This is a genomic window from Rhodoferax sp. (genome assembly GCF_034520025.1).
Lineage (GTDB): Bacteria > Pseudomonadota > Gammaproteobacteria > Burkholderiales > Burkholderiaceae_C > Allorhodoferax.
Window position 1 is genome coordinate 841,116 of record NZ_JAXHNZ010000002.1, and the last position, 13,095, is coordinate 854,210.

Annotated in this window: 16 protein-coding genes; 8 read left to right on the forward strand and 8 right to left on the reverse strand. The window is 62.0% G+C overall.

The genetic code is table 11. The annotated features are described in order from the left end of the window. Nucleotides 1-61: 61 nt before the first annotated feature. The 4 genes from phhA to hppD are packed head-to-tail and all read right to left on the reverse strand — an operon-like array spanning nucleotide 62 to nucleotide 3,875. The gene (gene phhA, locus U5L73_RS12250; protein ID WP_322562619.1) at nucleotides 62-925 is read right to left on the reverse strand and encodes a phenylalanine 4-monooxygenase; all 864 of its coding nucleotides are present in this window, start codon (nucleotides 923-925) and stop codon (nucleotides 62-64) included. Nucleotides 926-939: 14 nt separating this feature from the next. Beyond that, the gene (gene fahA, locus U5L73_RS12255; RefSeq protein WP_322562620.1) at nucleotides 940-2,220 is read right to left on the reverse strand and encodes a fumarylacetoacetase; all 1,281 of its coding nucleotides are present in this window, start codon (nucleotides 2,218-2,220) and stop codon (nucleotides 940-942) included. Next, nucleotides 2,217-2,762, reverse strand: a complete 546-nt coding sequence (locus U5L73_RS12260; protein ID WP_322562621.1) for a VOC family protein — start codon at nucleotides 2,760-2,762, stop codon at nucleotides 2,217-2,219. The genes fahA and U5L73_RS12260 overlap by 4 nt, the downstream gene beginning before the upstream one ends. A gap of 27 nt (nucleotides 2,763-2,789) precedes the next feature. Continuing rightward, nucleotides 2,790-3,875, reverse strand: coding sequence for a 4-hydroxyphenylpyruvate dioxygenase (gene hppD, locus U5L73_RS12265; protein WP_322562622.1), 1,086 nt, complete (start codon nucleotides 3,873-3,875; stop codon nucleotides 2,790-2,792). Nucleotides 3,876-3,982: 107 nt separating this feature from the next. On the opposite strand from hppD, the gene U5L73_RS12270 reads away from it, so the two are divergent. Beyond that, on the forward strand, nucleotides 3,983-4,480 hold the full coding sequence (locus U5L73_RS12270) for an Lrp/AsnC family transcriptional regulator (protein ID WP_322562623.1): 498 nt from the start codon (nucleotides 3,983-3,985) through the stop codon (nucleotides 4,478-4,480). A gap of 40 nt (nucleotides 4,481-4,520) precedes the next feature. Here the strand turns inward: U5L73_RS12270 and U5L73_RS12275 are convergent, their stop codons facing one another. Next, a complete protein-coding gene (locus U5L73_RS12275) occupies nucleotides 4,521-5,747 on the reverse strand; it encodes an MFS transporter (RefSeq protein ID WP_322562624.1) in 1,227 nt (408 codons plus the stop codon). Nucleotides 5,748-5,839: 92 nt separating this feature from the next. Between U5L73_RS12275 and U5L73_RS12280 the strand changes: the two genes are divergently transcribed. Together U5L73_RS12280 and U5L73_RS12285 are read left to right on the forward strand one after the other, a co-directional pair. Further along, entirely contained in the window at nucleotides 5,840-6,670 is an 831-nt protein-coding gene (locus tag U5L73_RS12280; RefSeq protein ID WP_322562625.1) for a helix-turn-helix transcriptional regulator, read from the forward strand. 18 nt (nucleotides 6,671-6,688) lie between these two features. After that, complete coding sequence (locus tag U5L73_RS12285) at nucleotides 6,689-7,336, forward strand: LysE family translocator (RefSeq protein WP_322562626.1); 648 nt, start codon at nucleotides 6,689-6,691, stop codon at nucleotides 7,334-7,336. A gap of 75 nt (nucleotides 7,337-7,411) precedes the next feature. Here the strand turns inward: U5L73_RS12285 and U5L73_RS12290 are convergent, their stop codons facing one another. Beyond that, on the reverse strand, nucleotides 7,412-7,831 hold the full coding sequence (locus tag U5L73_RS12290; protein WP_322562627.1) for a PACE efflux transporter: 420 nt from the start codon (nucleotides 7,829-7,831) through the stop codon (nucleotides 7,412-7,414). Nucleotides 7,832-7,903: 72 nt separating this feature from the next. Here U5L73_RS12290 and U5L73_RS12295 point away from each other — a divergent pair, with 72 nt between their 5' ends. Next, nucleotides 7,904-8,212: a DUF2007 domain-containing protein gene (locus U5L73_RS12295; RefSeq protein WP_322562628.1), complete on the forward strand. Its 309-nt coding sequence runs from the start codon at nucleotides 7,904-7,906 to the stop codon at nucleotides 8,210-8,212. A 13-nt stretch (nucleotides 8,213-8,225) separates the two neighbouring features. Here U5L73_RS12295 and U5L73_RS12300 read toward each other — a convergent pair whose 3' ends face one another. Further along, nucleotides 8,226-8,711 (reverse strand): glycine zipper 2TM domain-containing protein, encoded by a 486-nt coding sequence (locus U5L73_RS12300; protein ID WP_322562629.1) that lies wholly within the window; start codon nucleotides 8,709-8,711, stop codon nucleotides 8,226-8,228. Between the two features lie 101 nt (nucleotides 8,712-8,812). Beyond that, nucleotides 8,813-9,097, reverse strand: coding sequence for a DUF427 domain-containing protein (locus tag U5L73_RS12305; protein WP_322562630.1), 285 nt, complete (start codon nucleotides 9,095-9,097; stop codon nucleotides 8,813-8,815). Between the two features lie 113 nt (nucleotides 9,098-9,210). Between U5L73_RS12305 and U5L73_RS12310 the strand changes: the two genes are divergently transcribed. Genes U5L73_RS12310 through U5L73_RS12325 form a run of 4 tightly spaced genes read left to right on the forward strand, consistent with a single transcriptional unit; the run spans nucleotide 9,211 to nucleotide 13,052 of the window. Next, complete coding sequence (locus tag U5L73_RS12310) at nucleotides 9,211-10,149, forward strand: ABC transporter substrate-binding protein (protein WP_322562631.1); 939 nt, start codon at nucleotides 9,211-9,213, stop codon at nucleotides 10,147-10,149. A gap of 11 nt (nucleotides 10,150-10,160) precedes the next feature. Beyond that, nucleotides 10,161-11,342, forward strand: a complete 1,182-nt coding sequence (locus U5L73_RS12315) for an ABC transporter permease (RefSeq protein WP_322562632.1) — start codon at nucleotides 10,161-10,163, stop codon at nucleotides 11,340-11,342. Further along, complete coding sequence (locus U5L73_RS12320; RefSeq protein WP_322562633.1) at nucleotides 11,339-12,277, forward strand: ABC transporter ATP-binding protein; 939 nt, start codon at nucleotides 11,339-11,341, stop codon at nucleotides 12,275-12,277. Before U5L73_RS12315 ends, U5L73_RS12320 begins: the two co-directional genes overlap by 4 nt. After that, nucleotides 12,270-13,052, forward strand: a complete 783-nt coding sequence (locus tag U5L73_RS12325; RefSeq protein WP_322562634.1) for an ABC transporter permease — start codon at nucleotides 12,270-12,272, stop codon at nucleotides 13,050-13,052. The genes U5L73_RS12320 and U5L73_RS12325 overlap by 8 nt, the downstream gene beginning before the upstream one ends. Nucleotides 13,053-13,095 lie beyond the last annotated feature (43 nt).

Sequence of the window (13,095 nt, forward strand, 5' to 3'; positions counted from 1 at the left end):
TAGCTGCTTACGCATACTCAACGGGGGCTAGAGGCGTATTTGACTTCAAAACTCGACCGATTCATGCCATGCAGGTTGGGGTGGAATTGGAGATGCGTCCGTAACTGCTATTCCCCCGCTGAAACAACGTGTCGCTAGCCAGCACATCCCCCGGCGCATAGCTAGGCCCGCTGTTTAGCCGTTCGTAAATCGGATCAAAATCGATGCGCGCCAAAGCCAGCAGGTCGTCCAGGCTGTCCAGCACAAAGTAGGACTCCTGAAAATCGTCGATGCGGTAGCGGGTGCGCATCACCCTCTCCAGGTCGAAACCGATGCGGTGCGGTGACGGGCTTTGCACCGAAAAAGCGCTCTCAGTGAAAGACGAGGCGATGCCCGCGCCGTAGATGCGCAGGGCATCTTCAACGCCAGCCTCGCCCTGCACCTTTTCTTTCACCAGCCCGAACTCCACGGTGTACCAGTACACGCGCGCCAGTTCGGTGAGCTTGCCGATGCGCTGGGCCCGCAGGCCGGCCTGGCCATAAAGCTGGATGAAGTCCGCCATGACCGGGTGCATGAGCATGGGCACGTGGCCGAACACATCGTGGAAGACATCGGGCTCTTGCAGGTAGTCCAGCTGGTCCGCACTGCGGATGAAGTTGCCACTGGGGAAGCGACGATTCGCCAAGTGCTCAAAAAACACCTCGTCGGGCACCAGCCCCGGTACAGCCACCACTTGCCAGCCGGTGCAGGGCATGAGCACTTCGTTGAGCGCGGCAAAGTCGGGGATGGCGTCTGGGCTGAGCGGGAGCGCGCGCATGCCTTCTACAAACTCACGGCAGGCCAGTTGGGGGAGCAGCGCGGTCTGGCGCTCAAACAGCGTCTTCCAGACTGCGTGGTCTGCGGCGCTGTAGTGCGCCCAGTTTTGGGGGATAGTGTGGTCGCTCATGACTGCGCAACCATTCAGCGTGCGGCCAGCACGGTGCCCCGGCAATCACCAAAACCAATGCGGCGCGCGCCCGCGCGCTCGCCGCTGCCGCGCAGGATGACGGTATCGCCGTCTTGCAGGAAGGTGCGAGTCTCGCCGTTGGGCAAGGTGATGGGCTGCTTGCCACCTTGGCTCAGCTCCAAGAGCGAACCGCCCTGCTCCGGTTTGGGGCCGGACAGCGTACCTGTGCCCAGCACATCGCCACCGCGCAGGTTGCAGCCGTTCACCGTGTGGTGGGTCAGCAGCTGCGCCAGCGTCCAGTAGGCGTCCCGCATATTGGATTGCGACAGGCGCACACCTGCCTCGCCAGCCGCGCGCATGGCGGGCGTTTGCAGCCAGACTTCGAGCTGCACATCCAGCGCACCTTGAGCGCGGTTGGTCTCGCCGTCCAAATACGGCAGAGGCTGTGGGTCGGCCGCGTCGCGCACAAACGGTGCGCGGAATGGCGCCAGTGCCTCCATCGTTACCAACCAGGGCGACACAGTGGTGGCAAAGTTTTTAGCCAAAAACGGGCCCAGCGGCTGGTACTCCCAGGCCTGCACATCGCGTGCACTCCAGTCGTTGAGCAACGTAAGGCCGAAGATGTGCCCCTCCGCCTCCGCTATGGAAACAGGAGCACCCAGCGCATTGTCCATGCCGACCCAGGCTGCCATTTCCAGTTCATAGTCCAGCCGCGCGGTGGGGCCGAAGTCTGGCACCGAGGCACCGGGTTTGAGCGTTTGCCCGCGCGGGCGGTGAAACTGCTGGCCGCTGGCACCAATGCTGCTCGCGCGGCCGTGGTAGCCAATGGGCACCCACTGGTAATTGGGTAAGAGCGGGTTGTCCGGGCGGAAGAGTTTGCCCACCGTAGTGGCGTGGTGAATGCCGGTGTAAAAGTCGGTGTAGTCGCCCACCTCACAGGGCAGGCCCAGCTCTACCTCGGATTGGCGCAACAGTGCATCGGCCCACACCGCCTTCAGAGCCGAGCCTTCACGCAGCCCTTCCCAAATCGCCAGCCGTAAAGCGCGGCGCTCTGCCACCGGCAGGGCCAGGAGGCGGTGCATATCGTTGTGATCCACCAAGCCCACGGCGTGCAGGTCCAGCACACGGTCGCCAATGGCCACGCCAATCTGCCAAGGCTCCAGCGGGTTGTGGCGGAAGCGGCCGAACGGCAGGTTCTGGATCGGAAAGTCGGTGTCGGGCGCGTTGGCGCTCTCCACCCAGCTCAGCGTGGCGGGGTCGTGCGTAGCATCCAAGGTGATCAGCGTAGCGTTCATGCAGATGCCCCCAACTCTTTGGCATGCAAAAACGCGGCGTGCTTGGGCGCGCGCTTGGTCACACTCCATTCCTCCAGCATCTGCCATTTCACCGCGTCGGCCTGGGCGATCTTGGCAGCCTCTTCGGGGTCCGGGCAAGCCAGTTCCAGACGATGGCCGTTGGGGTCGAAGAAGTAGATGCTATGGAACATGCCGTGGTCGGTCACCCCCAGCACATCCACGCCGTTGGCTTCCAGGTGCGCCTTGAATTCCAGCAGCTCCGCCCGGTCCTTCACGCGGAAGGCAATGTGTTGCACCCAGGCGGGGGTGTTGGGGTCGCGGCCCATCTCCGGTTGCGTGGGTAGCTCAAAAAAGGCCAGCACATTGCCCTGTCCTGCATCCATGAAGATGTGCATGTACGGGTCGGGGGCTTTGGTGCTGGGCACCACGTCTTCGGCAATCGCCAGCACAAAGTCCATGTTGAGCATCTTTTGGTACCAGAGCACAGTTTCTTTGGCGTCTTTGCAGCGGTAGGCGACGTGGTGGATGCGGTCGATTTTCATGGTGTTGTCTCCTCGGTGCATCTGGGTTTATTTGGCCGCGTCAATCACGCCACGGTTGATCTGGTCGCGCTCCAGCGACTCGAACAAGGCCTTGAAATTGCCCTCGCCAAAGCCCTCACGGTAGTTGCCCTTGCGCTCGATGAACTCAAAAAACACCGGGCCCAGCAGCGGCTGCGAAAAGATTTGCAACAGCAGGCGCGGTTGGCCGCCTTCCGTCGTGCCGTCCAGCAAAATGCCGCGGGCTTGCAGTTCACCCACTGGCTGGCCGTGGCCCGGCAGGCGCTTGGACAGGTTTTCGTAGTACACGCCGTTGGGTGCGGTGAGTAGTGGAATACCGGCCATCTGCAGCTTGTCGATCGCGCCGGGCAAGTCCTCGCACAGCAGGGCGATATGCTGAATACCTTCGCCGTTGAACTGCATCAAAAACTCTTCAATCTGGCCGCCGCCTTGGCGCGCTTCTTCGTTCAGCGGAATGCGCACCAAGCCGTCCGGCGCGGTCATGGCCTTAGAGGTAAGGCCGGTGTATTCGCCTTGAATGTCGAAATAGCGAATTTCCTGAAAGTTGAACAACTTGCTATAGAAGTCTGCCCAATACGCCATGCGGCCACGGTACACGTTGTGCGTCAGGTGATCGACCACACTGAAGCCATGGCCCACCGGATGGCGCTCCACGCCCTCAATGAATTCAAAGTCGATGTCGTAAATCGATTTGCCGTCTTCATAACGGTCAATCAAATACAGCGGCGCGCCGCCAATGCCCTTGATAGCAGGCAGGTTCAGCTCCATGGGGCCGGGGCGCAGCTCAACAGGCTGGGCGCCGAGTTCGAGGGCGCGCTTGTAGGCGAGGTGCGAGTCTTTCACACGGAACGCCATGCCGCAGGCGCTAGGCCCGTGCTCGGCGGCAAAGTAGCCGGCCACGCTTTTGGGCTCGCGGTTGACGATGAAGTTGATGCCCCCCTGGCGGTACAACACCACGTCTTTGGAGCGGTGCTTGGCCACCAACGTAAAGCCCATGCGCTCGAATATGGGTTCAATCACACCTGCTACGGGCGCCGCAAACTCTACAAATTCGAAACCCATCAGCCCCATGGGGTTGTCAAACAAATCGGCCATATCGTGCTCCTCAAACGCTGTGCTTAAAGCCTTGATTGTGGTCAATTGGGCGTGCAAAGGGTGTGCAAGTTGAAGGCCGCTTGCCACCCCACATGCATAATTTGTGCATGAAAATGGAAAAGAACGAAGATTCGCTGCTGGATAGCTTTGATATTAGCCTTCTTGCTGCACTGCAGCAGGATTCGCACGCCACCCACCAGCAAATCGGGGAGCAGGTGCATTTGTCCGCCTCGCAGGTGAGCCGGCGGGTGCAGCGGCTGCAGGCCGCAGGCATCATCCGCCGCTATGTGGCGCTGCTGGAGCCACAGGCCATCGGCCTTGGCGTGCGGGCCATCAGCTACGTGACACTCACCCGGCACAGCGGCGACGAGGGCCTGGCTTTTGAGCGGGAGATTGCCAGCTTTCCCGAGGTGCTGGAGTGTTACTCGGTGGCCGGCGAGTCGGACTACATCTTGCAGATCGTGGCAGCGGACCTGGGCGTACTGTCCGAGCAGGTTTTGCGCCGCTTGACCAGGATTCAGGGGGTTGGCAGTATCCGCTCAAACATTGTGCTGGGGCGCATCAAGAGCAGTACCGAGCTGCCCTTGGCACACCTGAAGCGGTAACGCGCGCCAGAGCTGGTTGGAAACGGGTTCAGCCCCCGGCTCACTTGCCGGTGCGCAGCCCCACGCCCAGCGCAGCGCCCACGCTCAGCAGCAGCACCAGCGCAGCGCCCAAAAGCGTAGCGCCGTACCAGCCCCGGTCCATGAACACGCCGAACACCAGCGGCGACACCGCAAAGCCAGTATCCAACCCGGAGTACACCAGGCCGTAGACACGACCAGTAGCACCTTTGGGGGTGGCTTTCTTGATCATCATGTCGCGCGAAGGGCCGCCGATACCCACCGCAAAACCCGTCGTCGCCAACACCACCATGGTGCCGGTGCCCCCCAACCAGCCGGTGCCGCACAGCGCTAGCAGTGCCGCACCCGCCGCCATGGCCATGGCCACTACCCGGTCGGAGTGCTTTGACTTGGCGGCCACAAACCCGCCAATAAACATGCCCACAGCGCCAAACAGCATGTACGACGAAATGGTGTACGTAGCTGCTTCAAAGCTCACGCCGTGCATGGCCTTAAGGATGGAAACCGCATAGCTCTGCACCACGGCCAGCGTCATGGTGCTGAGAAAAAAGAAGCCAAAGCACCACCACACCACCGGCAGCTTCATAAACGCCATTGCATGCTCCGCTTGGGGGCCGCCCTCTTCAGACACTGCCTTGCGGGCCACTGTGGTGCGCAGGTGCTCGCGGTGCGTTGCCAAGATAGCAATCACCACCACAAAAAACACGGCGGCAGCCAAGTAGGTCTGGCGCCAGCCGATCACGGCACCCAAGCTCGCAAAAAACACCGGAGCCAACGCCCAGCCCAAGTTGCCGCTTAACCCGTGCGCACTAAAGGCATAGCCCAGTCGGGGTGCAGACACCCGCTGGTTAAGAATGGTGAAATCCACCGGGTGAAACGTGGCATTGCCCATGCCAGCCAGTACAGCCACCAGCAATAGCCACGCGTAGCTGGTGGCAAATGAGGCAATGACACAGGCCACAACAAACAGGCACAGCGACATGAACAACAGGGGCCGCGCACCAAACCGGTCCACCACAAAACCGGCGCAGGCTTGCCCCACGCCAGACACCACAAAAAATGCGGTCATCAGCAAGCCCAGCTGCGAGTAATTGAGGCCGAACTCTTTCATAAACACAGGAAACAGCAGCGGCAGTATCAAGTGCCCGAAGTGCGAACTCCCGTGGGCTAGGCCAATCAGGCCGATGACCGTGGCGTCTTTTTTAAATGTGGCTGTATCCGCGGCGGCAGGCAGGGTGGCAGTGGTCATGCGTTCATCGTACGTCCGCGCCGATTTTCTGAAATGCGACAAAAAGACAATAATCATCGAAAACACGCCAAATCTGCCCAACCAGCTACCCGATGACCCGCACCACCAAGCCCGCCCGCCTGCACCCGGTGCAGAGTGACACCTCGCCCCAGCGGCCGCCCACTGCACAACGCCCCGTACGCAGTCGCGGCCGGGCGCTGGCCATGAATGCGCATATCGAACCGCACCAACACGCCTGGTCGCAGTTCACCTATTGCGCCAGTGGCCTGATGCAGGTCACCGTGACCCAGGGAGCCTGCGAAACCACCTTCATCGTGCCGCCTAGCCGTGCAGTGTGGATTCCACCCCGGGTACAACACAACGTAGTGGTACTGGAAAGCGCCGAGCTGCGCACCGTGGACATCGCCCCCGCCGCCCTGCCCGCCGATTGGATGGACTGCAGGGTGTTGGTGGTCAGCCCGCTGCTGCGCGAATTGATCGGAGCGCTACAAGGCAGCGAACCCGGACCGCGCGAAGACGCTGTCATGGCCCTGGCGCTGGACGAGATTCAACATGCCGACACCCATGCACTCGGCGTGCCCATGCCACACCCGGTGCTGGGTGACAAGCGGCTGCGCGCCTTGTGCGAAGCCGTGCTGCGCGACCCGGCCCAGAAAAACCAGCTGCGCGAATGGGTAGCCGAGGTGGGCGCCAGCGAACGCACCGTGGCCCGCTTGTTCCGCGACGAGCTGGGCACCAGCTACCAGCAATGGCGCACCCAGGCAGTGCTCGCCCACGCACTGCCCCAACTCGCGCGGGGTGTGCCGATTGCACAGGTCGCTGCGGCCAGTGGTTACGCCAGCGATAGCGCGTTTTCGGCCATGTTTAAACAAGCCATGGGCAAAGCGCCCAGTCACTTTCAGAGTAAAACACTCTCCAAATAAACCATCAATTCCCTTTGTATGCACTTCTCGAACTGGCTCGTTTTCTGTAGCGTCGCGTTTTTAGTTACCTTCAGCCCCGGGCCTGGCGTTCTGCTGGCCATGACCAATGCTATGGCGCATGGCAAGCAGCACTGGCTGGCCAGCTCGCTGGGCAATGCCACCGGCTTGTTCGTCATCTCGGGTGTGGCGATGGCCGGCATGGGCGCCATCTTGGCTGTGTCAGCGCTGGCATTCACGGTACTCAAAGTGGTGGGCGCGCTCTACCTGATCTACTTGGGTATCCGACAATGGCGCAGTCAGGCCGTGTCATTTGCTGCTGCAGAATCCGCCGCACCACAGGCTGAGATACCGGGCATCAGCCGCCGGCTCTATGTGCAGGGCATGGGTGTGGCGCTCACGAACCCCAAAGCCATCCTCTTTTTCTCTGCGCTGTTTCCGCAGTTCATCGCAGCGGACGCGCCTGTGCTGGAGCAAGTGGCAGTGCTCACCTGCACCTTTGTGGTCATGTCTCTGCTTTCGCACTTGTTTTATGTGCTGGTAGCGCGTCTGTTCAGGGGCCAACTGGCCAACCCGCACAAGCAGCAACTGTTCAACCGCATATCGGGCGGATTGTTTGTCTTGCTGGGCCTGAGCCTGCTGCGCCTGAAGAACAAGATGGCGGCCTAAAACGCTATCAAATCAGGAGCTGCTTGCGCTTTATCTACGGGGCCTATAGTCCAATTTTGCTTAGAAACCAGCACGTCAGCGTGCCGATTGCGGCAAACCAAAAATGCGGTCAAACGCCCAGGTAAAGCCCACGGTGTAAAAGAAGAAAAACACCAACAGCCCCAAGTCCGCCACAAATGCGGCCCAAAGCGAGATGTCGAGCCAATACGCCATGACCGGCATCAAGATGATGGCGAGGCCACCCTCAAACCCTAGACCATGCACAAAGCGGCGCAAGGGCGAACGCCCTTTCACCGCCTGCTGCGCCTCCCAGCGCTCAAACAGGCTATTGAAGATGTAGTTCCACGCCAGCGCAATGCTGGACATCACCACCGCCAGTGCCAGTGCCGAACCGGGCGGGTGAGAAAAAGCCAGCGCCAAGGTAGGCGTGACGACAGCGATGGCGATACCCTCGTACAGGGCAGCTTGAAGAATGCGGCGTTGAATCGGAGACATGGGGCTGGATGGTAAAGGCTGCAGGTGTTTACGCCGGGCTACCCTCCGCAGAAAAATGGCCACAATAGGCCTATGCCCCGCCTGACCCAAGCCCCCAATCTGCAAATCGCCACGCTATGGGCTGATGCGCTCAAGGCCGAGGGGATTGACGCGAGCGTTCAGCGGCAATACCTGGGCAGTGTGGTGGGTGAGTTGCCGCCCGACCAATGCCTGCCCGAGGTGTGGATTCGCCACCCGGAGCAGGAATCCAGCGCGCAGGCACTACTGCATCACTTGCAACACGTCCCGCAGCGGCGGTGGTTGTGTAGCTGTGGCGAGCAGGTGGAAGGCGGTTTTGAGCAGTGCTGGAGCTGCTCCGCTTGGATGCCGGCCCCGCGCTAGCCCGGCGAGTGGTTTACGGGGTAGCGTTTTTCTTGGCGATTTCATTGCCAATGTAGCCGCCACCGACTGCACCGGCGATGGTGGCCAAGGTTTTGCCGTCGCCGTGGCCGATCTGGCTGCCCAGTGCGCCACCCACCACCGCCCCGATACCAATACCTATCGCGCTATTTGCGGGGGCCGGTGCTGCGGCAGGCTGCGCAGTGGGTGTGGGTGCCGCCGGCGCGGTGCTAACAGCGGGTGCGGGCTTGGCTGCGGGTGCCTTCTGGCTTAGCGCCTTGGGTGCGGCCGGCCGCACGGCCTCGGCAGTCGGTGCCTTTGCTTCTGGCACGGCGCTAGCCACGCTGGCGGCCGGGGGATTCGCGTTAGAACTGGGGAGCAATCCCGTCAGGGCGGCTGCGCCCAGCAGGCTGACCAGCACCACCGAACCGGCAGCCACTGCCACCAGAGGGTGCAGACGGGCGATAGCGTGTTGTTGGGCTTGAAGGGGGTAGTCGTTCATGGTGTTTCCTTTAGTGGTGATTGAAAAATCACAACGTCAGTGTGGCCGACCAGCGCCTTGGCCACTAGCGGACACCATCTCGACTTGATGTAGGCAATTTCCTACACCGCCGTGACCTGCACACCCTTCCAGAACGCCACACGGTCGCGCACCATGGCGGCTTCGGGCTTAGGGTCGGCGTAGTACCAAACGGCGTCGATGTTCATTTCGCCGTTGACCAGCAGAGAGTAGTAGCTGGCCTGGCCTTTCCAGGCGCAGCTGGTTTTGTGGTTGCTGAACTGCACGTAGTCGCGGTTCAGGCTGGTAGCGGGAAAGTAGTGGTTGCCTTCTACGAGCACGGTGTCGTCGCTCTGGGCAATCACGGTACCGTTCCAAATGGCTTTCATGGCGGTTTCCTTGAGGTGGTGAAGGTGACATTGCAACACAGCCCGCCGTGCAGAGGGTGTACCCGGGGCAATGGGTTTCGCTTATCCTGTGCACTCATTCTGAAAGGCTCCTCATGCGACTGACCCACTCTCTTACGCGCCGTCTCTCTCTTGTCCTGGCCACGGGCCTTCTTACCAGTTTTGCCAGCTTCGCCAGCCACGCCCAGACCGCGGTGCGTGTGAGCTCCAAGATCGACACAGAAGGCAAGCTGCTCGGCAACATCGTGGTGCTGGCGCTGGAGGCCAATGGCATCAAAACAGAAAACAAGGTGGCCTTGGGCAACACCAAGGTGGTGCGCACCGCCCTGCTGGCCGGCGAGATCGACCTCTACCCCGAGTACACCGGCAACGGCGCCTTCATGCTGGGCGACGAAAGCAACAAGGCCTGGAAAGACCTGCGCGCCGGCTACGAGCTCGCCAAGAAGATGGACCTTGAGAAAAACAAGGTCGTCTGGCTAGAGCCCGCCAACGCCAACAACACCTGGGCGATTGCGGTTCGCCGCGATGTGGCGGTAGCCAACAAGCTGCGCACCCTGGACGATATGGGCCAGTACATCGCCAAAGGTGGCGCCTTCAAGCTGGCCGCGTCTGCCGAGTTCATGGAACGTGCGGACGCCATGCCTGCGTTCCAAGCCGCCTATGGCTTCAAACTGCGCGCGGACCAGGCGCTGGTGCTGGCCGGTGGCGACACTGCAGCCACCATCAAGGCTGCGGCCGAGAAAACATCAGGCGTGAACGCCGCCATGGCCTACGGCACCGACGGCCCGGTGGCCGCGCTGGGCCTCGTGGTGATGGACGACCCCAAGGGTGTGCAGCCGGTATATGCCCCTGCCCCGCTGGTGCGTGAAGACGTGCTCAAGCGCTACCCCGCTATTGCCACGGTGTTGGCACCTATCTTCAAATCGCTGGATGGCCCCACGTTGCAAATGCTGAACGCCCGCATCCAACTCGAAGGCCAGGACCCCCGCAAGGTCGCTAGTGCCTACCTGCAGAGCAAGGGCTTCCTGAAATAAGCGCTACTGTGATGGACGCGCGCGCCCAGCGCTGGAACCCGGTGCTGGCGCTGTGTATGGCGCTCGCATTGGGGGCCGCATGGGGCCTGCCCTTTGTTCGGGTCGCACCGAACCGGCTGCTATCTGGCGAGCCGGTTTTTTTATGGCAATGGCTCGTGGGCACCAATGCCTGGATGGCTGCAGCCTCAGCCATAGGGCTAGGGGTGTTGTGCCTTGCACTTGCACAAGCCCACCGCCGGGCCGTGCAGGCCTCAGCGGCGCTGGTGCTGTCGGCAGGCTTAGCCGCGCTGTGGCTGGCGGCCGGTCACCATGCCAACAGCATCAGCCTCGCGAGCCAGGCAGACAACCCGCTGGTCCGCACTTCGTTGGGTGCCGGTTTTTGGACGCTGGCGGCACTGGCGTGGATGGCGGCACTCGACGCAGTCGCCCGCATGCGGCTGACAACCCTGCCACGCTTGCTGCTGCAAAGCACTTTGTTCGCGCCCCTGTTGCTGTTGTTGAGTGCGGGGCAGGACTTGTCTATCGCCAAGGAATACGCTAACCACAGCGATGTGTTTGGCCCTGCCATCCTGCGCCATTTGCAGATTGTGCTGCTGGCTATTGCGCCGGCGGTGGCCATCGGCGTGCCGCTGGCCTGGCGCATGACCCGTGCACCGCGCCTGCGTGAGACGCTGTTGCCGGTGCTGAATGTGATTCAAACCATACCGTCCATCGCCCTGTTCGGCTTGTTGATGGCGCCGCTGGCGTGGCTGGCAGCGCAGGCCCCCGTGTTGGGCCGGCTGGGTATCAGCGGTGTGGGCCTGGCGCCTGCGGTGCTGGCGCTGCTGCTGTATGCACTGCTGCCCATCGTGCGCTCGGCCTTGGCTGGGCTGGAGCAGGTGCCCGTAGCCACCGTGACCGCAGCGCGCGCCATGGGCATGACACCACGGCAAGTGCTGTGGCATGTGGAGCTGCCGCTGGCCTTGCCGGTGCTGCTGATCGGGCTGCGCACCGCGGTTGTGCAAACCACGGGCCTGGCTGCAGTGACCGCATTGGTGGGTGCGGGTGGTTTGGGCAGCATCATGTTTGACGGCTTATTCAGCGCGGCTAACGAGCTGGTGATGCTGGGTGTGATTCCCATCGTGCTGCTAGCTTTGCTGGCAGACTATTTTTTCAAGGCGCTCAGCACCTTGCTGGAGACGCCCGACGCATGATTACTTTTGACCACACCTGCAAGTCTTACGGCGGTACACCCGCCATCACCGACTTGAACCTGCATATCACCCAGGGTGAACTGGTAGTGCTGCTAGGGCCCTCGGGCTCCGGCAAATCCACCGCGCTCAAGATGATCAACCGCATGGTCGACCACGATGGCGGGCGCATTCTGTTCAATGGCGCAGAGATTTACAGCTTCAATGTGCAGGACTTGCGCCGCCGCATGGGCTATGCCATTCAGTCGGTAGGCCTGTTCCCCCACTGGACGGTGGCGCGCAACATTGCCACCGTGCCCACGCTGCTGGGCTGGGATGCCGCCCGCGTGCAAGCCCGGGTCACCGAACTGCTGCAACTGCTCGACTTGGCTCCCGGGCAATACGCCAGCCGCTACCCGCACCAGCTCTCAGGCGGGCAACAGCAGCGTGTGGGCGTGGCGCGTGCGCTGGCCGCAGACCCCGATGTGCTGCTGATGGACGAGCCCTTTGGTGCGCTGGACCCTGTGACCCGCGCCACCCTGCAGCTGGAGCTCAAACGCATTCACCGCGCCACCGGCAAAACCATTGTGCTGGTCACCCACGACATTGACGAAGCCTTGCTCTTGGCCACCCGCATCGTGCTGTTGAACCAAGGCCGCATCGCGCAAGTGGGTACACCGCTGGAGCTGCTGCAACAACCCGCCAGCGACTTTGTGGCCGACTTTATGGGGCGCGCAGACCTCGGCCTGAAACAACTCTCGCTGCGGCCGATTGCACCCTTGGTGCAAGCGCTGCAGGATGTCACGCCCCCTCATGTGATTGTCGATACCGCCACGGTGCGGGAAGCTATCTCACAAATGGCGGCGCTGGGCGTGTCGTGCCTGCGCGTCACCAACCCGAGCGGCACGGTGCTGGGCCAGGTGAGCGCCGCCGATTTGCTGGAAGCCCGGCATGGCTGAGGCACCAGGGCACAGACCCCACTGGTGGAGCGATCGGCTACTGTGGACGCTGGCCGCGTTGCTGGCGCTGGCCTATGGCCTGCCGCACAGCACACCTGTGTTTGCCGCGCTTTTTCCGGCCCTACCTCGCCCGGTGTATTTGCAAGAGCCCTTGGCTCAATTGCTCTGGCAGCACCTCGGGCTGGTGCTGTTATCCAGCGCAATCGCTGTTTTGCTGGGCACAGCCGCCGGCGTGGCAGCCACACGGCCTGCGGGCCGCGCCTTCAGGCCTTTGCTGGAGGCACTGGCCGCCATGGGCCAAACTTTCCCGCCGGTAGCGATATTGGCGGTGGCGGTGCCGGCGGTGGGTTTTGGGGAGCTGCCGGCCGTGATTGCTTTGTCACTCTTCGGGCTTTTGCCCGTGTTGCAAGCCACGCTGGCTGGGTTGGAGTCGGTGCCGCGCCCGGTGCTGGAATCCGCCCGCGCCATGGGGCTGTCACCTCGGCACATCCTCACCCAAGTGCAGATTCCGCTCGCCCTGCCTTCATGGCTTTCCGGCGTGCGCACGTCCGTCATCATCAACATCGGCACTGCGGCCATTGCCTCAACCGTAGGGGCCAAAACGCTGGGCTCGCCGATCATCGTTGGGCTCTCGGGGTTTAACACCGCTTATGTGCTGCAAGGCGCAGTTCTGGTAGGCCTGCTGGCGATCTCGGCAGACCTCGCGTTTGATCGCCTGGCGCGCCGGCTGCAGTGGGACACCACTGACACCGCGGGCAAAACGCTCCTGAATTGATAGCTACTCGCGCATATTTCACGAGCGCTAGAGCCCTATTTGA